This window comes from Varibaculum massiliense (genome assembly GCF_900106855.1).
Classification (GTDB): domain Bacteria; phylum Actinomycetota; class Actinomycetes; order Actinomycetales; family Actinomycetaceae; genus Varibaculum; species Varibaculum massiliense.
The window spans coordinates 1,622,948-1,646,416 of record NZ_FNWI01000004.1; the positions used below are offsets into that span (position 1 = coordinate 1,622,948).

Annotated in this window: 21 protein-coding genes and 1 tRNA gene; 14 read left to right on the forward strand and 8 right to left on the reverse strand. The window is 54.5% G+C overall.

All coding sequences use genetic code 11. The features are described from left to right. Nucleotides 1–53 precede the first annotated feature (53 nt). Both BQ5456_RS07190 and hpf read left to right on the forward strand, forming a co-directional pair. Nucleotides 54–797 (forward strand): ComF family protein, encoded by a 744-nt coding sequence (locus tag BQ5456_RS07190; RefSeq protein ID WP_071129385.1) that lies wholly within the window; start codon nt 54–56, stop codon nt 795–797. A 149-nt stretch (nt 798–946) separates the two neighbouring features. Beyond that, nucleotides 947–1,615, forward strand: coding sequence for a ribosome hibernation-promoting factor, HPF/YfiA family (hpf, locus tag BQ5456_RS07195; RefSeq protein ID WP_071129386.1), 669 nt, complete (start codon nt 947–949; stop codon nt 1,613–1,615). A gap of 74 nt (nt 1,616–1,689) precedes the next feature. Here the strand turns inward: hpf and BQ5456_RS07200 are convergent, their stop codons facing one another. Continuing rightward, on the reverse strand, nt 1,690–3,132 hold the full coding sequence (locus BQ5456_RS07200; RefSeq protein WP_083378421.1) for a threonine/serine exporter family protein: 1,443 nt from the start codon (nt 3,130–3,132) through the stop codon (nt 1,690–1,692). 123 nt (nt 3,133–3,255) lie between these two features. Continuing rightward, complete coding sequence (locus BQ5456_RS07205; RefSeq protein ID WP_071129387.1) at nt 3,256–4,854, reverse strand: aspartate:alanine exchanger family transporter; 1,599 nt, start codon at nt 4,852–4,854, stop codon at nt 3,256–3,258. A 378-nt stretch (nt 4,855–5,232) separates the two neighbouring features. Here BQ5456_RS07205 and BQ5456_RS07210 point away from each other — a divergent pair, with 378 nt between their 5' ends. The 6 genes from BQ5456_RS07210 to ilvD all read left to right on the forward strand — a co-directional run bounded on the left by BQ5456_RS07210 (nt 5,233) and on the right by ilvD (nt 13,048). Beyond that, the gene (locus BQ5456_RS07210) at nt 5,233–7,017 is read left to right on the forward strand and encodes an acetolactate synthase large subunit (protein WP_071129388.1); all 1,785 of its coding nucleotides are present in this window, start codon (nt 5,233–5,235) and stop codon (nt 7,015–7,017) included. A gap of 5 nt (nt 7,018–7,022) precedes the next feature. Then, entirely contained in the window at nt 7,023–7,535 is a 513-nt protein-coding gene (gene ilvN / locus BQ5456_RS07215) for an acetolactate synthase small subunit (RefSeq protein ID WP_071129993.1), read from the forward strand. A gap of 2 nt (nt 7,536–7,537) precedes the next feature. Next, entirely contained in the window at nt 7,538–8,563 is a 1,026-nt protein-coding gene (ilvC, locus tag BQ5456_RS07220) for a ketol-acid reductoisomerase (protein WP_071129389.1), read from the forward strand. 157 nt (nt 8,564–8,720) lie between these two features. Continuing rightward, complete coding sequence (locus BQ5456_RS07225; protein ID WP_071129390.1) at nt 8,721–9,776, forward strand: 3-isopropylmalate dehydrogenase; 1,056 nt, start codon at nt 8,721–8,723, stop codon at nt 9,774–9,776. 114 nt (nt 9,777–9,890) lie between these two features. After that, entirely contained in the window at nt 9,891–11,048 is a 1,158-nt protein-coding gene (locus tag BQ5456_RS07230) for a branched-chain amino acid aminotransferase (RefSeq protein WP_071129391.1), read from the forward strand. A 128-nt stretch (nt 11,049–11,176) separates the two neighbouring features. Next, entirely contained in the window at nt 11,177–13,048 is a 1,872-nt protein-coding gene (gene ilvD, locus BQ5456_RS07235) for a dihydroxy-acid dehydratase (protein WP_071129392.1), read from the forward strand. A gap of 146 nt (nt 13,049–13,194) precedes the next feature. On the opposite strand, the gene BQ5456_RS07240 is transcribed toward ilvD, so the two are convergent. The 3 genes from BQ5456_RS07240 to BQ5456_RS07250 are packed head-to-tail and all read right to left on the reverse strand — an operon-like array spanning nt 13,195 to nt 15,919. Continuing rightward, a complete protein-coding gene (locus BQ5456_RS07240; protein ID WP_083378422.1) occupies nt 13,195–13,689 on the reverse strand; it encodes a GtrA family protein in 495 nt (164 codons plus the stop codon). Beyond that, nucleotides 13,686–15,281 (reverse strand): xylulokinase, encoded by a 1,596-nt coding sequence (locus BQ5456_RS07245; RefSeq protein WP_071129393.1) that lies wholly within the window; start codon nt 15,279–15,281, stop codon nt 13,686–13,688. Before BQ5456_RS07245 ends, BQ5456_RS07240 begins: the two co-directional genes overlap by 4 nt. After that, nucleotides 15,281–15,919, reverse strand: a complete 639-nt coding sequence (locus BQ5456_RS07250; protein WP_071129394.1) for a TetR/AcrR family transcriptional regulator — start codon at nt 15,917–15,919, stop codon at nt 15,281–15,283. Before BQ5456_RS07250 ends, BQ5456_RS07245 begins: the two co-directional genes overlap by 1 nt. 261 nt (nt 15,920–16,180) lie before the next feature. Here BQ5456_RS07250 and BQ5456_RS07255 point away from each other — a divergent pair, with 261 nt between their 5' ends. From BQ5456_RS07255 to BQ5456_RS07265, 3 genes are read left to right on the forward strand one after another with little or no spacing between them, the layout of a single operon-like run. Further along, nucleotides 16,181–17,638, forward strand: a complete 1,458-nt coding sequence (locus tag BQ5456_RS07255) for an aspartate aminotransferase family protein (protein WP_083378423.1) — start codon at nt 16,181–16,183, stop codon at nt 17,636–17,638. Continuing rightward, complete coding sequence (locus BQ5456_RS07260; RefSeq protein ID WP_071129396.1) at nt 17,635–18,681, forward strand: class II aldolase/adducin family protein; 1,047 nt, start codon at nt 17,635–17,637, stop codon at nt 18,679–18,681. Before BQ5456_RS07255 ends, BQ5456_RS07260 begins: the two co-directional genes overlap by 4 nt. 59 nt (nt 18,682–18,740) lie before the next feature. Beyond that, nucleotides 18,741–20,150 carry an aldehyde dehydrogenase family protein gene (locus tag BQ5456_RS07265; protein ID WP_071129397.1) on the forward strand — a complete coding sequence of 470 codons (1,410 nt, stop codon included), beginning with the start codon at nt 18,741–18,743 and terminating at the stop codon, nt 20,148–20,150. 88 nt (nt 20,151–20,238) lie between these two features. On the opposite strand, the gene BQ5456_RS07270 is transcribed toward BQ5456_RS07265, so the two are convergent. After that, on the reverse strand, nt 20,239–20,724 hold the full coding sequence (locus tag BQ5456_RS07270) for a beta-class carbonic anhydrase (RefSeq protein ID WP_071129398.1): 486 nt from the start codon (nt 20,722–20,724) through the stop codon (nt 20,239–20,241). Nucleotides 20,725–20,875: 151 nt separating this feature from the next. On the opposite strand from BQ5456_RS07270, the gene BQ5456_RS07275 reads away from it, so the two are divergent. The 3 genes from BQ5456_RS07275 (at nt 20,876) to BQ5456_RS07285 (ending at nt 22,943) form a co-directional block, all read left to right on the forward strand. Beyond that, nucleotides 20,876–20,948: transfer RNA gene (locus BQ5456_RS07275), tRNA-Ala, on the forward strand. Between the two features lie 190 nt (nt 20,949–21,138). Continuing rightward, nucleotides 21,139–22,278 carry a tyrosine-type recombinase/integrase gene (locus tag BQ5456_RS07280; protein ID WP_235858586.1) on the forward strand — a complete coding sequence of 380 codons (1,140 nt, stop codon included), beginning with the start codon at nt 21,139–21,141 and terminating at the stop codon, nt 22,276–22,278. Between the two features lie 95 nt (nt 22,279–22,373). Beyond that, complete coding sequence (locus BQ5456_RS07285; protein ID WP_071129400.1) at nt 22,374–22,943, forward strand: hypothetical protein; 570 nt, start codon at nt 22,374–22,376, stop codon at nt 22,941–22,943. On the opposite strand, the gene BQ5456_RS07290 is transcribed toward BQ5456_RS07285, so the two are convergent. Beyond that, on the reverse strand, nt 22,940–23,155 hold the full coding sequence (locus BQ5456_RS07290; RefSeq protein WP_235858551.1) for a transcriptional regulator: 216 nt from the start codon (nt 23,153–23,155) through the stop codon (nt 22,940–22,942). The two genes, BQ5456_RS07285 and BQ5456_RS07290, sit on opposite strands and share 4 nt — an antisense overlap. Continuing rightward, on the reverse strand, nt 23,152–23,322 hold the full coding sequence (locus tag BQ5456_RS10425; protein ID WP_159428778.1) for a hypothetical protein: 171 nt from the start codon (nt 23,320–23,322) through the stop codon (nt 23,152–23,154). The genes BQ5456_RS07290 and BQ5456_RS10425 overlap by 4 nt, the downstream gene beginning before the upstream one ends. Nucleotides 23,323–23,469 lie beyond the last annotated feature (147 nt).

Consider the following 23,469-nt stretch of genomic DNA (forward strand, 5'->3'; position numbering starts at 1 on the left):
GCTGCAATTATTTTTGAGGTCGAGGTGGGGTTTTTCTCGGGAAACATTGAGCTATGGGTGCCCACGCTTTATCTTCCAGTTCCTCCGGCTTCTGGGATTGGGTTAGCGCCTCAGCTGCTAAATCGTTCCGCGACTTTTCTCGTCTGTTATTTCCGGAAACCTGCCCCGGTTGCGGGCAGCTCGACACGATGCTCTGCGACCGCTGTCGCGGTATATTTTTACATCCTCCCACCAGCGTTAATTCCGCTATTTCGGTGGGAGTGAAGCAGGTGTGGACACTGAGTCTGTACCAGGGGCGGGCGCGCGGAGTAGTGTTGGCGATGAAACATTCACGATCCTCCTATTATCAGCAACTTCCCTTCTTTATCGGTGCGGTCTCTGGCAGAGGTCTCGCTGTTTATTCTTCTCGTCCGTTACTGGTTTGTCCCGCGCCCTCTCCCTTTCGGTTGGGCAAAACTCCGATATCTTCCACCGCCGGTAGGCTAGCTGCCGGGATTACGGCGGGATTGAATTCTCAGGGGGTAAAGGCGCGCCTTTCGGGCTTGTTGCAGCTAGAACCGGGAGCTAAGAAACAGGCGGGACGTAGTTTCCAGGAACGGTTACGAGGCCGCGCCGGCAGTATGCAGCTAGGGGCAGTGGCAGACTTGGACTTTAGTGGGGAAGTGCTGTTAGTCGATGATGTTATCACTACTGGCGCCACTATCCGGGAGGCAGTTCGGGTAATAAATGAGGCACAGGCAGAGGTAAAGGGGGTGTTCTCGCTTAGCGTAGCCGAACGCAACCTCAAAAGGGGGTAATGGTGGGACTTTTTGGGGTAAAATTTTGTTACTTGAAAAGCCCAAAGGTGGGCGAGAGGGGGTGGTAGCTGCAATCACCGCGACCGGAATGAGCCGGTACGCATCAATCTGGGATCTTTGATCCCCCTACCGTGCCCTGGAGGACACTAATGGAAATTATCGTTGAAGCACGAAACGCCGAAATCCACCCCAATTTCCGCCAATATGCCGAGGAAAAAGTCGCTAAGGTTGAACAGTTTTATCCGCGTGTTCAGCGGGTAAATGTGGAGCTGACTCACGAACCCAATCAGCGGCAAGCAGACACCTCCGAGAAAGTGGAACTGACAGTTTTCGGTAAGGGACCGATTATTCGCGCGGAGGCCAGTTCCTCTGACCGTTACGCCTCGGTAGATATTGCTTGTGGCAAGCTTTATGAGAGACTGCGGCGCGCCCGGGATCGAGCCAAGGATCACCGCCGGCACCGTGATGCACACCGCCACGAGGAGCCCTTAAAAATCGAGGAACTTAATTTGAGGGACGCTGCCAAGGCAGTTACTCCCGAAGATGACGATTATTCTCCCGATATTCCCCGGGAACGACAAATTGGGGTAGCTGATGAAAGCCAGCTGGGTGACTCCCCAGTAATTGTGCGGCAAAAATTGCACGAGGCATCGGTGATGACCGTTAGCGAGGCGCTTTATCAGATGGAACTGGTGGGGCATCCGTTCTTCGTGTTTATCGATTCTGAAACCATGCAACCTTGCGCGGTGTATCACCGTCGCGGCTGGACCTACGGAGTGATTCGCCTGGATGCCACGGCAACTCCCCGGGAAAGCTAAAACCAAAAAAGGGGTTAATACCTGAAAAACTGAGGAGGGGAGCCGCTGACGAAAGTCAGCGGCTCCCCTGTTTGTTATCGCATTTGGAAGTCGTGGCTGTCATCGTTCCAGCCGGTTTTTTCTAGCATTCGAGGCTGGGCGGTGTCGCGGTCAATCCGCCAGCCGGGATCAGTGAGCATCCGAGAAATTGCCAAACCTACTCCGATAGAGAGAATCACAAAGAAGACTTGTACTAAAGCGGCAGTGGCTTGGGGAATGTCACCGTTCGAAAGGTGGGTAATCGCCGCATAGAGGGGAACTCCCGGGATCATGATGACCACTGCAGGCACTGTCAGTGAAGTGCGCGAGAAACGGAAACCGCTGATCCGGGAAATAAAATGTGCCACTATCCCGATAGTAACTGCGGCCAGTCCCACTGCCGCTTGCGGTAACATGCCTTGGGCTACCAGAAACAGGCGCCCTACATTGGCGCAACCGGCAACTAAGGCAGCGCACAGCGCCACTTGCGGGCGAATGGAAAACAGTACTGCGAAACCGAAGGAAGCGACCAGTGAACACGTAAATTGCAGCAGGTAGAGAGCTATTCCGCTGACTGGGAAAGCAGTGGGCGGGTCAATATGCCACTGAAATAAAGTGGCGATTATCCACACCGAGATTCCTGCCGATATAACCAGCATTAACACGTAGGTCATGCGGGACATTCCCGCTAAGAAATCCATTCTTACCAGGTCTAATATTGCCGTTACCAGCGGGAATCCTGGTACTAAGAACAATACTGCTGAAATGATTCCCTGGGGGTGACCGACCGTGAGTAATCCCGTGAACAACAGGGCTTGGGTTATTCCCATATAGAGTAGGGAAGCTAGTAAGCCACAAAGCATCCATACCCCAAAATGGTTGGCTTTGCGCTTTAACAGCGAGCGACGCAGAATCTGTCCGCACAGCGCCGCGATTCCTACTACGCTGCATTCGACCAACCCGCCCCGGTTTAAAAAGCAGAATCCTGCACAGGCTACTCCGGAGGACAGGCAGTTGATTACTGCCGGATAGGGTGGTTTACGGGAAATAATTTCATCGAGGCTGCGTTCGGCGTCTTCGACCAGTAAACCGGGCTTTAGAGAGCGTACAAAAAGCCGTAGGTCATCTAGGCGTGCAGCATTAGTGCCGAAAGCGCGTTGCTCATGAGATTCAGTTCGGAAAGTTCCGTGCGCATAAACCGAGGTAACTATTTCGGAAAAAGTAACTTGCGAGTGTTGGGCTTCAATCCCGATGGCATTGGCTAACCTCGCCATGGAAAATTTCACCAGGTAAGCGCTGGCTCCTGCCGCCAGCAGGGTGCGTCCCAGGCGAGTTACCACCCCAGATTGCGCCGCTAGGCGGTCGCGTAGCACGCGCAGTTCTTCATGTTCGCTGCCGTGCGGGTTAAGGACGTCCCCTTTGGAGTCGCCTAAAGCATCTTCTGAGGGCGAATCGTGTCTAGCAGCCTCGATGTTATTTTGGGTGGGTTCTTGCGTCATAAAATAATTATCTCCCTTGCGTCCACCGGCATCCAGGACGAAGGAAACAAACTAGGGGCGATAATTATTACAATGCGCCAGTCCGGCGGACTGGCGCATTGTAAAACTAAAGTATCGGGAGGCTTATAGACCACCAATTACTTGGGCGATTAGAATCTTTCCGACCATCGCTAACGGGTAGACCAGGGAATATCCCAAGGCCACGCGGGGATCGAAGTTAGTGCGGTTATTGGCATAGGCGAGGACGGCCGGCTGGGTTTGCGCCCCTGCCAGCAACCCAGACAGGCGGGTTCCACCCATCTTGAATCCATATCTCATCACAAAATACAGTCCCAAACCAACGGAGAGAGTTACTGCCATTCCCACCAGTAAAATCCCGAGCCATGCCCCGGAAGTAAACGCTTTTTCGATCTGGCTACCAGCGTTGTATCCCGCCTGTGCCAAGAAGATGAGCAGCCCCAACTCTGAAAGTACCTGGCAAGCGGTGTAGGGCAGAGTCGTGGGGAAGGGGCCGATGCGACCAACTTTTCCGAAGATTAGTCCTACTAGCAGGGTGCCGGCAGCTGAACCAATCGTGAAGTATTCCCCGGTAGGGGTGAGGATGGGGAACTCGCCAATCAACAGGCCGAGCACCATGCCCACCCCTAAAGCCACGGGGTTAATTGAGGTCAGTCCGGTAGAGGAATCCCCAAAATACTTCGAAAGTTCCTTCAAGCTCTTGGTGGGGGCCACTACCCGCACCCGGTCACCCAGCTGTAACACCAGGTCGGGACGTCCTAGCATATCGGTATCGCCGCGGCGTACCCGAGAAACCGTAGCCTGGTAACGTTCCTCTAGTCCAAGTTCCCCCAGGGTGCGACCAGAAAGTTTGGGGTCAGAAATAGTGATCCGGCGGTAGTCCCAATCAGTGCGATCAGCGGAAAGGGAAATGGAGGAGCCGTGTCCCAGTTCGGAAACTACTTCTAGCACTAGGTTTTGGGGGCCAACCACGGTGACCAGGAAACCTTTACCCAGCTTAGTGTCGGCAGTGGGACGCACGATCGGTCCGTCCTCGGTCTTGCGAAGCCGGGAAAAACGGACGTTGCCGTCTACGTGGGCGCGAATATCGCGCACCGAGGGAAGGTCGTCGCGTTCCACCCGTACCGTGCGGGAAACCAGCGCTACCGGGCGATCTTTATCGTTTTTACCGTAGTTGAGTGCCAGGGTGGCTACGATTAGCATCCCGAAAACCCCAAAAAGGTAGGAAATCGAATAGGCGACAGTTGCCGCCTGTTCATTACCCGCGGCCGCACCCGCTGCAGCTAGAGCAGGGGTGTTAGTAATGGCGCCAGCGTAGGTGCCACCGATAGTGGCGGCATCCATTCCGGCAAGCTTGCCTAGTAGGTAGGCAACTACGCCCCCTCCGGCTAGGACTGCGAAGGTTGCTGCCATAATCCCTAGGGATTTCTTTAGGGAGGCAAAAAAGGAGTTTCCGGAGTTTATTCCGATGGCGAAGGCGAAGAGGGCGAGCCCCAGTTTTCCGAAAGCATGGGGGAAATTCGAAACCATATCAACGCCTGTGGAAGTACCCCAGGCGGAGATGCCAATCGCGAGGAAGAGTACGGCGGCTGCTCCCAGACCGATTCCCTTAATGCGGAAATGCCCCAGGTACATGCCGATACCGATTAATCCGAAAAGTACGAGTACAGGTTGTTCTGCCAGATATTGGAAGACTGTCTGCACGGTGCCTCCTTAATAAGCCTTCAGACTAATTCCATGATGTCATACCACTTCTTGCCCATGTCAGACCAAAGTCCATTTAACGGTAAAAATGGCAAGGAGTTAGTCACCTTTGAGCTCCGACTCGGTTTCCCTAACTGAAACCAAACTAGAGCAAAATATCAATATTTGAGATAGGTCTGCCCGCAATGGCGCTGCCTTGTAGCGTGTAGCTTGTTATGACGAAACGAATTATTAGCCTAGTCGCCCTAGTACTGCTGGTACCAGGGAGGGCTAGACGCGTCTAAAATCGTTTCCAGACGTAGCAAGCCCTAGGTAACAGCACCTAGGGCTTTTTTATTTATAAAAATCGAGGAAACATCTACCAGAACGGGGATAACGATGAGTAACAAGGAGCAATCACCAGGCGAAGCTCCTCCTCCTAAAAGGATGAGCGGAGCTAAGGCCGTGGTCGCTACCCTGGAGCACCTGGGGGTGACCGATGTGTTTGGTTTACCCGGCGGGGCAATCATGCCGGTTTTCGACGCGCTCTATGACTCGCAGATTAACCAGATCATCGTGCGTCACGAACAAGCCGCGGGACATGCGGCGGAAGGTTACGCACTGTCGAGCGGGAAAACCGGAGTAGCAATCGTGACTTCGGGGCCAGGGGCAACCAATTTGATGACCGCTTTGGCGGATGCCCATATGGATTCGGTGCCGTTGGTGGCGATCTCGGGGCAGGTGGCTGCCAGCGCGATTGGTACTGACGCTTTCCAGGAATCTGACGTGGTGGGAGTATCGATGCCGATTACCAAACATAATTTTTTGGTAACCGAGCCGGAAGAGATTCCTGTTACTTTGGCTAAAGCCTTCCATTTGGCCTCTACTGGCCGCAAAGGACCGGTGCTGGTAGATATCGCGAAAAACGCCCAAGTCGGCGAACTTGATTTTTCTTGGCCGGTAACAGTGGATTTGCCCGGATATAAGGTGCCGCGCAAACCGCATACCAAGCAAATAAAAGCCGCTGCGAAGTTGATGGCGCAGGCAGAACGACCCGTCCTCTATGTAGGCGGGGGAGCGTTAGCTGCCGAGGCAACGGCAGAACTAAAGGAACTGGTAGAAATTACCGATTTTCCGGTGGTGCTTACCTTGACCGCACAAGGCGCGTTCCCGTCCTCGGATCCCCACTGCCTGGGAATGCCGGGAATGCACGGTTCGGTGCCGGCGGTAACCGCCTTGCAGCGCGCAGACGTGATGGTGGCGCTAGGGACGCGTTTCGATGACCGGGTAACTGGCCGTTTAGATGCTTTTGCTCCCGATGCCAAAGTAATTCACGCTGATATTGACCCCGCCGAAATCTCGAAAAACCGGGTAGCGGACATACCGATCGTGGGAGATCTGCGGCAGACCCTACAGGGACTACTGCCGAAAGTTAAAGAGGAAATGCAGCGTAACCCGCGGGACATTTCCGGTTGGAAACACCATTTGGATTACATCTGCGAGCGTTACCCGCTTGCCTATGATGAACCAGATGACGGTCTCCTCCCCGCCCAATATGTGGTCAAACGGATCGGGGAAATGGTGGGTAAGGACGCCATTTATTGCACTGGCGTGGGACAGCATCAAATGTGGTCGCAGCAATTCTTGCCGCACGAAAACCCACGCGGCTTCCTCACTTCCGCTGGCCTAGGCACCATGGGGGTAGCAATTCCCGAGGCAATCGGGGCGCAAGTTGCAAACCCCGGGGCACAAGTCTGGGCGATTGACGGGGATGGTTGTTTTCAGATGACCAATCAAGAGCTCGCGGTCGCCACCTTAGAGAATCTACCCATCAAAGTGGCGATTATTAACAACTCGGTACTGGGGATGGTGCATCAGTGGCAAGAACTGTTCTTTAACTCGCGTTTTTCGGGCACTCTCCTGCAAGACGGTGAAGGGGGCAAAGATATTCCCGACTTCGTGAAACTGGCGGAAGCCTATGGAGCGTTAGGGTTGCGGGCTCGCACTAAAGATCAGGTCGACCAGGTAATTTCTCAGGCAATGGAAACCAATGATCGCCCGGTGGTGATTGATTTTCGAGTCTCTACCGATTCCCAAGTCTGGCCGATGGTGCCAGCCGGGGAATCAAATAGCAATGTTATCTATGCAGGCGGGCAGGGTCCGGTCTGGGAAAATGAGGAGTGATCGTGATGGATAATCGCCACACCCTTTCCATCTTGGTAGAAAACCAGCCCGGCGTGCTTGCGCGGGTAGCTGCCCTGTTCACTCGGCGAGCTTTCAACATTCATTCCCTAGCGGTCGGAGAAACCGAAGAACCATCGATTTCTCGGATAACCGTGCAGGTAGATGCAGAAGATTTACCTTTTGAGCAGGTAACTAAACAGTTAAATAAACTGGTAAACGTGTTGAAAGTGGTGGAGCTACATCCGCAGGACGCGGTCACCCGCAAGTTTGTGCTGTTTAAAGTGCAGGCGAATGCGCAAAACCGTTCCCAGGTGCTACAGATCGTGGATCTGTTCCGCGCTTCGGTAGTAGATGTTCACCGCGAATCCCTGGTTATCCAAGCTGCCGGGGTGCAATCCAAACTGGAGGCACTGATGGAGACGTTAGCGCCTTACGGTATCAACGAAATCGTGCAATCGGGTGCGGTCGCCATTGGCCGTGGCCCGCGTTCAATCACAGATCAACTAAAGGAGAAGTAACAATGGCTGAAATCTTTTACGACACTGACGCGGATATGGCCGCACTTGCGGGTAAGAAAGTTGCCATTATCGGTTACGGCTCGCAAGGTCACGCTCACGCTCTAAACCTGCGCGATAGCGGGGTGGAGGTAGTCGTAGGGCTACGGGAAGGCTCGTCCTCGGTAGCTAAAGCTAAAGAGCAGGGGCTAGAGGTTAAATCGATTGAGCAGGCTACCGCAGAGGGTAACATTGTAATGGTGCTGGCCCCCGATCAGGTACAGCGGATGGTTTATGCCGAAAAAATTGCCCCGAATCTGAAACCGGATGCGGCGATTTTCTTTGCTCATGGCTTCAATATCCGTTTCGGTTATATTCAGCCGGGTGCCGGTCACGACGTATGTATGGTGGCTCCGAAAGGCCCCGGTCACAAGGTGCGTGCCTCCTATGAGGCTGGCTACGGTACCCCGGCGGTTATCGCGGTGGAACAGGATGAATCGGGTAACGCTTGGCAGGTCACCAAGGCCTATGCGAAGGCTCTGGGAGCGACCCGCGCGGGCGTAATTAAAACTACCTTTACCGAGGAAACCGAAACCGATCTTTTCGGGGAACAGGCAGTGCTCTGTGGCGGGGTATCGCACCTGATCCAAGCCGGTTTTGAGACCTTGACCGAGGCGGGGTATCAACCGGAGATCGCCTACTTCGAGGTCTGCCACGAGATGAAACAGATCGTGGATCTGATCAACGAAGGCGGAATCACCAAGCAGCGCTGGTCATGCTCGGACACCGCCGAATACGGCGACTACGTGTCCGGTCCGCGGGTAATTACCGAACAAACTCGCGAAGCCATGCGCGGAATTTTGTCCGATATTCGCGATGGTTCCTTCGCCAAGCGTTTCATCAATGATCAAGACAACGGAGCTCAGGAGTTTAAACAGATGCGTGCAGCAGAAGAAGCCCACCCCATCGAGAAAGTAGGGCGTGAACTGCGTGCCATGTTCTCGTGGAATCAAAGTGATGATGACTATCAGGAAGGGCAGGCGCAGCGCTAAGGGCGGACTTCGCATGATAGCCATAGCTGCTGTTGTGGTCGGTTCCCGAAAAGATGTGAGAGGGGGCTTGAGCCGAGCGAAGCAAGGCTCACCGGGGTCCCCCGAACACTTTTCGGGAACCGGCAAGCGGTAACACGGAGGAAGGTTAGTAAGGACTATGGGTAATACCATTAAGCTCGCGGTTATTCCCGGGGACGGGATTGGTAAAGAGGTAGTGGCCGAAGGGCTAAAGGTCATGGACGCTGCCTTGGCAGGTAGCGGGATTGCAGTTGATAAAACTGAATTCAACCTGGGGGCAGCTCGCTACCGGGAGACCGGAGAAATCCTGCCCGAGGCAGAACTAGACAGCATAAAAAAGCACGACGTGATTTTGCTGGGGGCGGTCGGAGATCCCGCGGTTCCCTCCGGAGTGCTAGAACGCGGCTTGCTGCTCAAGCTACGTTTTAGTCTGGATCACTATGTGAATCTGCGTCCGGCTCGCTACTACCCAGGAGTCCCCACTCCACTGGCTAATCCAGGCGAGATTGGTTTTGTAGTAGTACGCGAAGGTACCGAGGGCTTGTACTGCGGTAACGGCGGGGCGATTCGGGTGGGGACTGATCAAGAAATCGCCACCGAAGTCTCTGTCAATACTGCTTTTGGAGTCGAGCGGGTAGTGCGTTTCGCGTTTGCGCAGGCCGCTAAGCGACGTCAGCACGTAACCCTAGTGCATAAGCACAATGTGCTGGTTCATGCCGGACATCTGTGGCGGCGAACGGTAGAGCGGGTCGCGGAAGAATACCCCGAGGTGACTTGGGATTACGCGCATGTAGATGCCGCCACTATTTACCTGGTGCAAGACCCGGGACGGTTTGACGTAATCGTTACCGACAACCTATTCGGCGATATCTTAACCGACGAGGCAGGTGCGATTACCGGGGGCATTGGCCTGGCGGCCTCGGGAAATATCAACCCGGATCGCACCTTCCCCTCTATGTTTGAGCCGGTACATGGCTCTGCCCCCGATATCGCAGGTAAAGGGATTGCGGATCCCACCGCCACGATTTCTTCGGTAGCGATGCTGCTAGAAAACGAGGGCGTAGGGCAGGCAGCAGATAATATCCGCGCCGCAATCGCTGCCGATATGGAGGAGCGCGCCCTCGCCGCCGAGCAAGGTCAGCCTTTGCAGCGCAGTACCAGCCAGATTGGAGATGCGATTGCTGCCCGTCTCTAGGGGAAACGGCCTTCGCAACTGACGACAAGAAAACTAAAGACGCGGCCACTGAGTGACCGAGAAGCAGAGTTTAGGAACAAAAATAGGCTCCCCGGAGCCGGAAAGAACACAATGATGAGCGAGAATGGTTTAACCCATGTGCCAACCCAGTTAGAGGCGGCATCGCAAGTTCCACTACCGAGCGCGGATGAATTGGCGGGGCGCTTTACTTTGCAGCCCAACCAGCATCCAGCCAGCGACAAAGAATACCGCGAGATTATGGATTCCCTGTCTTTTGGCAGAAAGTTCGGTGACCATATGGCGGTTGCTGACTGGAAAGCCGGTGAAGGGTGGAGCGGGCATCGCGTGCAGGCCTTCGAAAACTTGAGCCTCTCACCAGGAGCCGTAGTTTTTCATTACGGACAAGAGGTTTTTGAAGGGCTGAAAGCTTACCGCCATAAAGATGGCTCTATCTGGGCTTTCCGTCCTCGTTACAATGCTGCCCGCCTGAACGCGTCTGCGCGGCGTCTAGCATTACCGGAAATCCCGGAAGAGGACTTCGTGGCTTCGGTAGTTGACCTGGTGCGTGCCGATAAACGTTGGGTACCAACCGCCCCCAATACTTCCCTCTACCTTCGCCCCTTCCTAATCGCAACTGAGCCTTACCTGGGGGTTCATTCCGCCAGTGAAGCGAAATATGTGGTGATTGGTTCTCCGTCTGGCGCCTATTTCTCGGGTGGGGAAGCCAAAGGGGTCTCCATTTGGGTTGACCGCCACTACCATCGGGCTGGTCCAGGTGGTACCGGGGAAGCTAAATGTGGCGGCAACTATGCGGCCTCGTTGCTGCCCCAAAATATGGCGGCCGAAAAAGGTTACGAGCAGGTCTGCTTCTTGGATACCACCCACACCAATCTGGAAGAACTGGGTGGCATGAACGTGTTTGTGGTGCGCAAAGACGGCTCAGTACATACTCCGCGCCTGACTGGCGTAATCCTGGAGGGTGGTACTCGCTCGGCGATCTGCCGGCTGCTGCGCGATAGCGGCACCCCGGTTTTCGAACGTGATATTTCCCTTAAGTCGCTGGTAGCAGATATTCGCTCGGGTGAAGTGAGTGAAGTATTTGCCTGCGGGACCGCGGCGGTAGTAACCCCGATTGGGCGGCTGGGTTCCGATGATTTCGAGGTGGAAGTACCTTGCGGACCGGTAACCGCCAGCATTCATCAGCGCCTGGTAGACATCCAAAATGGGGAAGCACCCGATCCTTACGGTTGGACGTATCAGCTTTGTGACTAGCGGCGCCGAGGGCGCGTGCGGAAAAATCTGCTGCGCTCGCACTTAGGGTGCGGGCAGGAATTCCAGCTCGCGCGCCTCGTCCTCGTAACCGCACCCCGCAACCACAGACAATTAGTTTGGGAGAAAAAATGGCTTATCCACTTCGTTCAAGAACTTCCACTGCCGGTCGCAATATGGCAGGCGCGCGCTCACTGTGGCGTGCCACCGGCATGAGTGACAGTGATTTTGGGAAACCGATTATCGCTATCGCTAACTCCTTCACCCAGTTTGTGCCGGGTCACGTACATCTAAACCAGGTATCCCCGCTGGTAGCGCAGGCTATTAAAGCTGCGGGTGGGGTGGCGAAAGAGTTCAACACCATCGCTATTGATGATGGAATCGCTATGGGACACCAGGGGATGCTCTACTCTTTGCCTAGCCGGGAAATCATCGCCGACAGTGTGGAATATATGGTGAATGCTCATTGCGCGGACGCCCTGGTCTGTATCTCCAACTGCGACAAAATCACTCCGGGAATGTTGATTGCCGCTATGCGGCTGAATATTCCCACTGTGTTTGTCTCGGGTGGTCCCATGGAGGCCGGACGCGGCATCGACCCCGATATGATTGTGGGACCGTCCCAAAGCGGACACGGCAATCTGATTACCGTAATGAATGCTACCGCTGACCAGGAGATTTCTGATCAACAGCTGACCGAGATCGAAAAAGCGGTTTGCCCCACCTGTGGGTCTTGTTCGGGAATGTTCACCGCTAACTCGATGAACTGCCTGACCGAGGCACTGGGGTTGGCACTGCCCGGAAATGGTTCCACTCTGGCAACGCACGTTGCACGCCGGGAGCTATTTACCCAGGCGGGTAAGGTAATCGTACAGTTATGTGAGCGCTATTACCAGGAAGAAGAGGACGCGGTTTTACCACGGCAAATCGCTTCCCGGGAGGCATTCCTCAACGCCATGAGCCTAGATATGGCGATGGGGGGTTCCTCAAATACGGTGTTACACCTGCTGGCAATCGCTCGCGAAGCCGGGGTGCGCTTTGACCTGGAAGATATTTCGCGTCTGGGGCGCAGCGTCCCTTGCCTGTGCAAAGCGGCGCCTAACCACAATGATTACCACATGGAGGACGTGCATCGTGCTGGAGGGATTCCGGCATTGCTGGGAGAACTTGACCGCGCCGGGCTATTAAACCGCGAGGTAACCTCGATTCATGCGCCCTCACTAGAAAAATGGCTTGCCGATTGGGATGTGCGCGGCGGCACTGCTACTGATAAGGCTAAGGAATTATTTAGGGCAGCACCCGGGGGAGTGCGCACCACCGAGCCGTTCTCCACTGCTAACCAGTGGAAAGAGCTAGATACCGATACGGTCAGCGGTTGCATCCGCGATACTGTCCACGCTTATTCCGCCAATGGGGGACTGACGGTTTTACGGGGGAATCTGGCAGAAAAAGGCGCCATTATTAAAGCCGCCGGCATCGACAGCGACCTTTACCATTTCCGCGGTAAAGCCATCGTGATGGAATCCCAGGAAGAAGCCATCGAAAAAATCCTAGACCACAGTGTTAAGCCTGGTCACGTAGTAGTGATTCGCTATGAAGGGCCGGCAGGCGGGCCGGGAATGCAAGAAATGCTCTACCCGACCTCCTTCCTCAAGGGGCGGGGTCTAGGCAAAAAATGCGCCCTGATAACCGATGGGCGTTTTTCGAGGGGAACTTCCGGGATCTCGGTGGGGCATATTTCTCCCGAGGCCGCTGACGGGGGTCTAATTGCCCTAATCGAGGACGGCGATGAAATCACTATCGACGTCAATACTGAATCCCTAACCCTAGAGGTTCCCGAGGCAGAACTGAATCGCCGCCGCGAACGGATGGAGCAGCGTCCTCATCCGTACACTCCGCGCAGCCGCAAACGCACAGTTTCTGATGCCCTGAAACTCTATGCTGCCTGCGCCCTCAGTGCCGACCAAGGCGGCGCGCGCGATGTATCCCGCGTCACCGGGTAAAGCCTTGACTAGCAGTTACTTGAGGTATTACTGAGCTGACTGGCAAAAAGATACTCGAGGGGGCTTGAGCCGAGCGTAGCAAGGCTCACTGGGGTCCCCCGAGTGCTTTTTGTCGGTCAGCGGTACCCAGACCTGGCATGGTCCAGCTACTTACGTGCTAGGTCGTTGGTGTTTTCGGTGCCGCGGAACACTACCCACTTCCACCAGGCGAACTCGCCAATGAAGTTCAGGATCATGGTTACGCCCTTGATAATGAAATCATTGATGCCCGCGTTGTCGGCCAGCGCCCCCAGCCACATAGTGATGGGGATAAAAAAGGCGTAGAAAACCGCGACTTTGACCATTGCGATCGGTACGTTATTGGCGGACTTAAAGGTGTAGCGCCGGTTGAGGGTGAAGTTGTAGATCACCGACAAAGTAATGGAAATAAAGTGGGTCCAGGCGTAGGGCAGGGGAGTTAGCCACTCTAAAAGGGAGAAGCTGGCCGCCTCCACCAACCCGGCGGAGATAGATAGCAAAGTGAACTTTAGGGCTTGAATGGCAGCATCTTTACCTTTAGCAGCCTCGCCAGGCAGCGGCGCTTTTGCTGGTACTGCTGGTTCGCCCCCGGTTTCCGAGGGAAGATTTCCTTCCGAGTTCATCGAATCGCCTCCAATTGCGCGAAAATCTTTTTATTTGCCGGATAAATATCTTTAAAAGCCGCGAACATCTGGTCATAGCGGTCTTTATGTTCGGGATTCGGCTGATAGGAGGCAGTAACCGGAACCAGGGAAGAAGCCTCCGCCAATGAAGGGATTTCCCCTAGTCCGGCGGCTATTACTAGCGCGGCTCCTACCGCTCCTACATCTTGCGGATTGGCTACTGTGTCCACGGGTTTGCCGGTAATATCCGCCAGAATCTGGCAGGTAACCGGGCTGAGCGCCCCGCCGCCTACAAACCGCAGCCGGGGAGCAGTTTTTACTTTCTTTTCTTGAGTTTCCAGGAACCAGCGCACGTGGTAACACACTCCCTCTGCCACTGCGCGCAGCAGCTCAGTTTTTCCGGTTTCTAAGCCAATCCCGATAAAGGCTCCCCGGGCATTGGGGTCTTCGAAGGGGCAGCGGTTACCGTGCAGCCAGGGCGCGAATAGCACCCCACCGGCTCCGGCGGGTGCGGAGTCGATGACGGTTGACATGTATTCGTAGAGGGAATGGAACTCGCTTTCGGGATCGTCCGCCACATCTCTTTGATCCAGATAAATATGGATTTCATCTTTAGCGAGGTGGTCGCGTACCCACTCGAGGCATTTTCCGGCGGTTTCCATCTCGGCGAAATAGTTATAGTTTCCGCTGATAGCTCCCACTACGGTGGCAATCATGGCAGAAGTGTCAATCGTGATCTTGTCGGTTACGGTTTCCACCCACCCGGAAGTTCCCATGTATACGTGGGTGTCGCCCTTCCTAGCGGCACCGGCACCTACCGGGATCAGGGAAGCGTCCCCTCCTCCCGAAAAGACCGGCACTCCCGCTTTCAGACCGAGTTCGCAGGCTTGCTCCGGACGCAGAGAGCCCACAATGTCGGTAGAAGCCACGATGGCCGGCATCAGCTGCGGGTCTACCTGCAGCATCTTCAGCATGGCGGGGCTGAAACGTTTTTCTTTTGAACGGATATCGTACAGCAGCGTAGAAAACGCGCTGTCTTCACTCATAGTAAATTCGCCGGTCATCCGGGCAATAATCGCATCTTTAACGTCTAGCCATTTGTGAGCTTTAGCAAGTTCTTCCGGCCGGTTTTCTTTCATCCAGTGGTATTTCCAAACCGGGTCTTTCGCCGAGGCAGACACCGCGCCGGTATGGTAGAGGCTGCGCAGCAGTTTCACCAGGTTAATCCCGGCTATCCGGGGTGCCTGTCCAGCAATTTTTCGCAGCTGGGGGCCGCCGCGCTGATCCATATAGGACATTGAAGGGTGTACCGGGCGAGCGTTTTCGTCTAGCAGTACCAGGGACTGCATTTGAGAACAGAAACTGATTCCCTTGATTTGCGCCAGTTCTGCCTCGGCCTGGGCTTTTATTTGCGCGGTAGCGCTAGCCATGGCTGCCCACCAGTCATCGGGGTTTTGTTCAATGCCGCCCCCGGGAACTACTTGCAGTCCGTATCCTTCACTGGCGCTGGCCACGGGGCGTATCTGGTCGCTGACTTCAAATAAACAGGTTTTAACCCCGGTAGTGCCCACGTCGTAGGTTAAGCAATACATTAAGACCTCTTTTCTAGGGCTGACCAGAGAATTTCCGTCATCTGTTCTGCAAATTCGTTTGGTTCCGCCACTTGGTAAAGCTGGGCGCGTCCTTTGAAATAGGGAGTAGACAGGGAATATTGCATCATTACCATGGCGTTATCTACGGTGAAGGCGAGGATTTCCGCGGGTAAATCCGTGCGGATGTCGCCGCGTTCTCGCCCCTGTTTTATCAGCTTAATCAGTCCTGCGGCGGCGTAACTTTCCAGTTCCCGAGCAATATCAACGATAAAATCTCGATTCCCAGTAGCGGTAATTTCATGGTATAACTGCTGGTATTCGGGGTATTTTTGGCAGGCTCGCACGGTGAGCAGCATCAGTCTATGGAGTTTTTCCCGCCCGCTGATTTCAGCTTTTAGTATTGCGCCGATATCGGTCTCGATGATTCCGGCTCCCTGCTGAATCACATACCGGAACAGGTTTTCCTTGGTTTTGAAGTATTGAAATAGGGAGCCCACTGCTATCCCGGCAGCTTTGGCGATTTCGTTAGTGTTGGCCGCATCGTAGCCTTTTTCTGCAAATACACTGACTGCGGCGTCAATAATCCGTTTTGCTTTCTTCGAATCTAGCTGCTGGAAGCGCTGCGTTGCCCATTCCATGTTTGAATGCCTCTTTCCGGTGAGTGAGCTCTCACTTATCTGGCGTGATAGTAACACGTTCTCTCGTTATACAGGCGCAATTTCGGTATCTACGCGGAATTTTCTAACATTTACGTTCACTTGACGGTCTTGTTATCCCAGGTTATTACGGCTTTTAGGGTCTACTCACGCCGATGCTAATCATTGACAGACCCGCCCCTTAAGGTTAACCTAGGTCACGTTGTGGTGAGTAAGCGCTCACACCGTCCAATGGGGGTCAAAATGGATATTAATCGTCCAGGAGCGCGGCAAGTAACGCGCGAGCTAGATGAACTAATTAAGCAGCCGATTTATTCGATTTCTCCATCCGCTTTGCGCGAGTATGAGGACGAATATTTTGCAAAAAAGTGCACCAAATCGCGGAAGATGATCCGGGAAGCGCAGGAGGTTATCCCGGGCGGGGTGCAGCATAATCTGGCGTTTAACCATCCCTTCCCCCTGGTATTTACGGGCGCTAATGGCAATAAACTGACGGATCTGGATGGCAATGAATACCTGGACTTCCTGCAGGCGGGCGGGCCCACAGTCCTGGGGTCGAACCCCCCACAGGTGCGGGAGAAAGTTATTGACTTACTCAATACCTGCGGTCCTTCGACCGGGCTTTTCCATGAATACGAGTACCGCCTGGGCGCCCTGGTGCGCGACCTGATTCCTTCAGTGGATATGTTCCGGGCTTTCGGATCCGGAACTGAAGCTTGTATGGCGTCCATCCGGGTGGCGCGCCTAGCTACTAAGCATCGCCACGTCCTAAAAATGGGGGGCGCCTATCATGGTTGGTCTGACCAGCTAGCCTACGGTATTCGGATTCCGGGATCAAAGTTTACCCAGGCCAGCGGGATTCCGTTGCGTTGCATGTCGCTAACTGACGAGTTCTTCCCCGGTGACCTCGAGGATCTGGAACGCAAGCTCAAACGCAAGAAACTGACCGGCGGCACCGCCGCGATTATGATCGAGCCGATTGGACCGGAGTCCGGTACCCGTCCGATTACCCAAGAGTTTTTACGAGGGGCGAGGGCGCTGGCCAACAAATACGGGGCGCTACTTATCTTCGATGAAGTAGTAACCGCCTTCCGGATTTCCGAACACGGTGCGCAAGGCTACTTCGGAGTGATGCCCGACCTGACCGTATTTGGCAAAGTAATCGCCGGTGGCTACCCCTCTGCTGGTGGACTGGGAGGACGCAAAGAATATATGCGCTATCTCGCCGCGGGGATCCAAACCGGAGATAAAGTTAAGAAAGCACTGGTCGGGGGAACCATGACCGCTAATCCACTGTCTTCGCTGGCCGGCTATTACACCATTAAAGAGATTGCCGAAACCGCGGCTTGTGACCGGGCTGCCAAGATGGGGGATCGCTTAACCGATGGGCTGCGCGCCCTCATCAGGCAATATCGTCTGCCGTTCGTGGCCTTTAACCAGCGCAGCGTATGTCACCTGGAAACCGTGGGGACTATGCACTTTGCGATTAACTGGAAGAAGCCCTGGCAGATTCCGCACGTTTTGAAAGCCACTAGTGAGCGTAAGAAGGAAATGGAACATGTAGGTGCAGCCTATATGGCCGAAGGCATTGTGACTCTGGCAGGTTCACGCCTTTACACCTCGGCGGCCTATACCGAAGAGGATATCGACCGGGCTCTTGCCGCCTTTGAACGGGTATTCCAAAAGGTGGTAAAGCTGTGAACTGCGACGAAGATACCAAGCGCGCGAAACTAGTTGAGCTTTCGCATCAGCTGCTTTCTGATGGGCTAGTGGTACGCACCTGGGGTAATTTTTCAGTGCGAGGCAGCGCGGACGACTTTTTGATTACCCCCTCGGGACGCCGCTACGAAACCATGGCTGAGGAGGAACTAGCTTTATGTACCGGCCCTAAAGAATGGTCTGGCTCTTATAAACCTTCCTCCGAGTACCCGATGCACGCCCTCACCTATCGGTTATTTCCGCAGGCTCACTGGGTGATTCATACTCACCAGCCCTACGCGTCAGCTTTATCGTTGGCGAAAAGAGATTTCCCGTTGGATGACGAGGCGCAAGCCGCGTTGGGGCAAGAGGTGCTGCCGGTGGCTCCCTACGGGTTGCCCTCGACGAAGAAGCTGCATCGCGGGGTAGAGAAAACTTTGCAACGCACCGGGGCACAGGTGATTTTAATGAAAGCCCATGGTGCCATGATTTGGGCAGAAAGTGCTGATCAGGCACGGCGCCTGGCGAACGCTTTAGAAAAGGTGGCGAAGGATTTGTATCAGCGGGAGCTATCCTGTTTGCCGCCTTTGCCTGCGCGTTCGCTTACTTCCCGGCGCGAGGGGGAGGGGGATGACCTGCACTGGGTTGATGAACAAGGCCGTTCCACCACCCCCGATGCGGCTACGCAGGCGAATCACTTGCGGATTTATCGGGAGCGCCCCGATGTCGGCGCTATTATTACCTGCCACCACGCGCAGGTAGCGGACTTTTTTGGCGGAAAACTACCTGCCTACCTGGATGATTTCGCTCAGATTATCGGGCTGAAATCTGATGACACCACTCGCGGTAATGCGGTGTTGACCAACACGGCGGCCTATTGTCTCGGCGCGGATCTGGATGCTGCTCATAGCGCTCAGATAGTGCTAGAGAAGAACGCCTTAGCGGCGCGTTACGCCCGCGTTTGCGGAGCAAAGCCGTTAAAAAAGGCGGAAGCACTGTTGATGCGGGAAATCTATCGCCGTAAATATTCAAAACAGGCCGGTTGATAGCAAAATAATAGGGAACCGGGTAGGAAGTAGGTACTTTAGGGTAGAGGGAGACAGGCGTGAGTGGTACTCAAGAGCAAGCTATTAGGCAGACGGTCGAGACCGCGCGTAGCTGTTTTAACCGGGGTACTACCATCCCGATATCCGGGCGACAGAAAAATCTCACTGCCCTGTTACGGGAAATAGAAAAATCGCAGGCAGAGATTTATCGCGCCCTCAAGCTGGACTTGAATAAAAGTCGCGCCGAAGCCTATATGAGCGAAATTTCCCTGGTGAAAGCGGAAATAAAACATTTACGACGTCGCCTACCCTGGCTGGCTCTGCCTCGCCCAAAACTACCTGCCCTATCCCAGCTGCCCGGGTGGCTACAGGTACAGCGCAAACCCTACGGGGTGGTGTTGGTGATGAGTCCGTGGAACTATCCTTTCCAACTCACTATGGAACCTATTTCCGCCGCTATCGCCGGCGGAAATACGGTGGTAGTCAAGCCCTCTGCCTACACCCCGCATACCTGCGAGGTGATCGAAAAAATCTTGCGCCGCGCCCTCCCGCCCGGAATGGCGAGCGTTATCCGTGGGGGACGCGCCGAAAATACCGCCCTGTTAGAGCAGCGCTTTGACCATATTTTCTTTACCGGCGCTCCGGCGGTAGGACGGGTAGTAATGGAAGCCGCATCCCGCTACTTGACCCCGGTAACTTTGGAGCTGGGCGGAAAATCTCCCTGCTTTGTGGATCGCACCGCCAATATCGAAAAAGCGGCGCGCAGGATTCTGTTCGGAAAACTGCTTAACGCGGGGCAAACTTGCGTGAGTATTGACTATATTTATGTACACGAGGACGTGCGGGAGCAGTTAATTGCTGCTTTACAGGCGGGAATCTCGCAGGCTTTACCCAGTGAGCAATACCGGAAATCTGCGTTCGTCAAGATTATTTCTCCCAAGCACTTTTCCCGCCTGTCGGGGCTGCTCGCGGAACAAAGACTATTGGGCGCGAAGGGAGGAGGCCACGCGGAAGATTTTCTTGACCGACAAACCCAGCAGATCAAACCGGTGATTGTGGATAATCCTTCCTGGGATTCTCCGGTGATGTCAGAAGAAATTTTTGGTCCGATTTTGCCGGTTCTTCCTTTTACGGATCTGGAAGCAACTTTGGCGGACTATGAAGAGCGAGAACACCCCCTGGCGCTTTATATCTTTACGAAAGATCGGGGCTTTGCCCGACAAGTGATGAGTAAAGTTAACGCCGGGGGAGTATGTATCAATGACACTTTGCTCCATATGAGCTCTTCGAAGGCGCCTTTTGGGGGCGTAGGTAACTCGGGGATGGGGAATTATCACGGAGACTGGTCGTTTAAGGCCATGACCCGGGAGCAAACGGTTCTCCGTAAATCTTGGCTTTTTGATATTCCGGTGCGCCACCACCCCTATGGAGAGAGGTCTTTGAAACTCCTACACACCTTGTTGCGCTAGCGCTCAGGGCTGCAGCGGATAGGAGAGACCTTAACCTCTCACCCCTGCAGCAGATGGTGTGAAGTATTAGGGACGTGGCGGCGTCGCTCTATAGGGTAACTTCCCGGAGTCCTCCATTTTTGATGTCCAGGACAAAGCCGCGAACCGTACCGCCCACGAAGGGACTGTCAAGCAGTTTCTTCATACCGGCTTTAACCGATTCGTCCACGTCCTTGAACCCCCCGGGTCTCCAATCAGGACGCTGCCCGGTTTCTTTTTCGATTTGTGCGAGGAATTCTTCGTCATCGGTCCTGGACATGCCGCAATCTGTGTGTTGAATCAGCATCACGTACTCGGTTCCCAGGCTGCGTTGTGACGCAGTCAGGGTGCGGATGGTGTCTGGAGTGACCAGACCGCCAGCATTGCGGATGACGTGGATCTGTCCGGGTTCTACCCCGAGCATAGTTTCCACGTCGATCCGGCAATCCATGCAGGTTACTACGGCCACCTTCAATTGAGGCAGATGGGGGGCTTCTCCGGGAAACTTTTCGGCGTATGCGGCTTCGTTTTCGAGTAACTGCTCAATAGGATCCATGGTCGCTCCTGTTTTTCTAGTTGATAGGTAAATCGTAATAAATCTGCCGTGATGGCGGTAGCGTAACCAAGTTATTTTTCCTGAGCGCAATCCCACAGCTTCGTGGTTTGCAAATTTGGTTGTTTCCCGCTTAGGCTTTTGAGAGTACCTAGGGGCTATGGCGCAGTTGGTAGCGCGTCTCGTTCGCAATGAGAAGGTCAGGGGTTCGAATCCCCTTAGCTCCACAAATCGCCCCGACCAACCCCGCGTTGGTCGGGACTTTTTCTTATTTTAACCTCTCTAACCTGCATTGATAGTCTGCTGGCAGAGTGGAAACCGAAAGGCAAGGACGAACAAGGAAAGACAAAAAGGACTAAAACGGGTGGAATCTAGTGGTACTGAAGTGGTACTCGAGAGGGAATCGTTTTGGTGGTGATGATCGCGGGGAAGCGGCGTGGCTTTGGGTCGGCGAAGGCTTGGGAGCTGAAATCGGGCGCGCGTTCGTATCTTGCGTCATTTATTAATCCGGATACGGGTAAAAGAGTTTCGCGTTCTTTCCGCTCGAAGATGGAGGCGAACGCTTGGCTAGGGGAGCGGCGCCGCGATATCCGTTCTGGGGAGTTCCGCTCCCCAGAAGAGCATCAAGAGGTGGTTACTTTCGCTTACGCCACCCAAGAACATTTACAGCGTCTAAAGACCGCTGGACGTAAAGGCTCTACCCTTTACACCTATTCCTCGAAGCTACGCTACCCCCTAGAAAAACTAGGGGACAAGGATTTAGGGGAGCTTTCCTGTGGCGATATTGAGGCATACTGCTCGCGGGCTTCTAAGGATATGAAGCCGGGTGCGGCTGCTAATGCCTTGAACGTAACCCGCGCGGTGCTGCGATGGGCAGCAAAGCGCGGATATATGGACGCCTCACAGCTTAACCGGGTTACCTGGCCAGTGTTCGACCCGGTAAAAGACCCAGAGCGCCGCCAGGTAGCAACCCCCAAGGAGGTCAAGGGCTTGGCTGGAGCTATGCCTGACCGGCTACGCCTAGCAGTCCTACTGGGCGCCTGGTGCTCTATGCGCATGGGGGAAGTATGCGGTCTGCAACGCGCCGATTTCACCCACCTAGACAACCCGCCCCTGGCAACGGTGCGTATCGTCAGGCAGACCAACTCGAAAATGGGCGGGGCTTACACAGATCTAAAGACCAAGGCGGGGCGCCGCGAGATATCCATTCCGCCCGCTCTAGTGCCAGTAATCAAACAACACCTGTCTACCTGGGTGGCAAAAGACCCCACGGCTCCCGTATTCCCCAGAACCACCGACCCGGGTGCGCCGGTACATCACAACACGGTTCGTAGCGCATTTGAACGCGCTCGCGAACAGCTAGGCATGGATTGGTTTGTGTTCCATGATTTGAGGCATACCGGGCTTACTATTTTTGCTCAGCAGGGCGCAACGCTCGCGGAACTGCTAGAGCGCGGCGGGCATGTGGATGTAGAGGTTGCCCTGCATTATCAGCACGCGACCATGGAGCGTGACCGAGCGTTAACTGCTCGCATGGATTCGAGTGTCGAGGTTTAGGGTCGTTGGGGTTTCGCCTTCGCTAATTGGTGGGTATGCTAGGAATTAGCAGACAAGGCGCCGCGGGGCGCGACATTTCGAGGCAAGGAGAGGAAGTGGCAGACAATGACGGAGAAAACCTGCGTTCGGCAAGATTCTCGGGTGAAGAGGGAAGCGACACGTCTGGGGATTCTCTCGGTGTTCGACCTGAGCGGCAAACACACTTACGCGGCGCTTCAAAATCTTCTCCCAGCTCCCCAGGTAGCATCTCCCCTGTCGATGTGGAATCGGGCGGCGAACATGAGTCAGAACGCCAGCAGATCATTCAGCAAACGGTAAATGCTGTTCTGCAAGAGATTCATCTGCATGTACCGGTTCGGGAGACCGATTTAGAAACTTTATCCAAACTGCGTGACCAGCTACCAGAGATTTATGAGCAGCATGTAGAGAACATGCGGGCATCCCGTGAGCTAGAGGAGTTTCAAACTCATGCTCGCTATGAGATTCCTGCGAAATATGCGCACCGCGGGCAAGCTATGGGGTTAGCGGCAACGGTTGCCACTCTAGCTGTGGTGGCTTTTGCGGTGTGGGCGCAAGCCTACTGGATTGCCGGGGTGTTGGGCGTGGTTGATTTAGTAGCTATCGCTGCGGTTTTCGGTTCAAATCAAAAACCGCAAGAGCGTTAAGACTTTATCCAGGGCTTTAGATCGGTTCGGCTTCCGCGTCCTGGTCTGGCTGCGTTCCATTTGTCGATTGTCTCGATGGTCCAGCCTTGCACGGGGCGGGTATCGGGGCCAACTATCACATCTGGGGTGGGTAGTTTGTAGCGGGATAGGGATGCGGGTTTTACTCCGATACGGGCGGCGAACTGCATTCGGGATAGGTAGTGTTTGGTCACTTGGTTTCCCGTCCTTTCCATGCGGTACCGATAATGCTTGCACCTAGTCCTGTTCCCCATAGAGCCCAGCAGGTGCACGCCATCCAGAAGGGCATATCGCGAGAAAAAGTGAGCAGGGCTAGGAAGATAGCGGCTAGGGGGATTACTGCGCTTATTGCTTTTTTCATATCTAGTCACCTTCTTGTTTGTAAGGTAGGTTTAGAGGTGTTGCGGGGGTTCAAGATACTTTCTCTATTTTGAACCCCCGCTGCCTTTAGGGTTTTCGGTGTTTACCGTTTCCCTTTTTTGACCAATTTTTGAGAAGGTCGATAATC

What these genes read in the sequence shown, in the direction of transcription:
- BQ5456_RS07200 (WP_083378421.1), bottom strand. Translation starts at nt 3,132, where the DNA reads ATGACGCAAGAACCCACCCAAAATAACATCGAGGCTGCTAGACACGAT.
- BQ5456_RS10425 (WP_159428778.1), bottom strand. Translation starts at nt 23,322, where the DNA reads ATGAAAAAAGCAATAAGCGCAGTAATCCCCCTAGCCGCTATCTTCCTA.
- BQ5456_RS07210 (WP_071129388.1), top strand. Translation starts at nt 5,233, where the DNA reads ATGAGTAACAAGGAGCAATCACCAGGCGAAGCTCCTCCTCCTAAAAGG.
- BQ5456_RS07270 (WP_071129398.1), bottom strand. Translation starts at nt 20,724, where the DNA reads ATGGATCCTATTGAGCAGTTACTCGAAAACGAAGCCGCATACGCCGAA.
- BQ5456_RS07245 (WP_071129393.1), bottom strand. Translation starts at nt 15,281, where the DNA reads ATGTATTGCTTAACCTACGACGTGGGCACTACCGGGGTTAAAACCTGT.
- ilvD (WP_071129392.1), top strand. Translation starts at nt 11,177, where the DNA reads ATGGCTTATCCACTTCGTTCAAGAACTTCCACTGCCGGTCGCAATATG.
- BQ5456_RS07240 (WP_083378422.1), bottom strand. Translation starts at nt 13,689, where the DNA reads ATGAACTCGGAAGGAAATCTTCCCTCGGAAACCGGGGGCGAACCAGCA.
- ilvC (WP_071129389.1), top strand. Translation starts at nt 7,538, where the DNA reads ATGGCTGAAATCTTTTACGACACTGACGCGGATATGGCCGCACTTGCG.
- BQ5456_RS07190 (WP_071129385.1), top strand. Translation starts at nt 54, where the DNA reads ATGGGTGCCCACGCTTTATCTTCCAGTTCCTCCGGCTTCTGGGATTGG.
- BQ5456_RS07225 (WP_071129390.1), top strand. Translation starts at nt 8,721, where the DNA reads ATGGGTAATACCATTAAGCTCGCGGTTATTCCCGGGGACGGGATTGGT.
- BQ5456_RS07255 (WP_083378423.1), top strand. Translation starts at nt 16,181, where the DNA reads ATGGATATTAATCGTCCAGGAGCGCGGCAAGTAACGCGCGAGCTAGAT.
- BQ5456_RS07230 (WP_071129391.1), top strand. Translation starts at nt 9,891, where the DNA reads ATGAGCGAGAATGGTTTAACCCATGTGCCAACCCAGTTAGAGGCGGCA.
- BQ5456_RS07280 (WP_235858586.1), top strand. Translation starts at nt 21,139, where the DNA reads ATGATCGCGGGGAAGCGGCGTGGCTTTGGGTCGGCGAAGGCTTGGGAG.
- BQ5456_RS07250 (WP_071129394.1), bottom strand. Translation starts at nt 15,919, where the DNA reads ATGGAATGGGCAACGCAGCGCTTCCAGCAGCTAGATTCGAAGAAAGCA.
- hpf (WP_071129386.1), top strand. Translation starts at nt 947, where the DNA reads ATGGAAATTATCGTTGAAGCACGAAACGCCGAAATCCACCCCAATTTC.
- ilvN (WP_071129993.1), top strand. Translation starts at nt 7,023, where the DNA reads ATGGATAATCGCCACACCCTTTCCATCTTGGTAGAAAACCAGCCCGGC.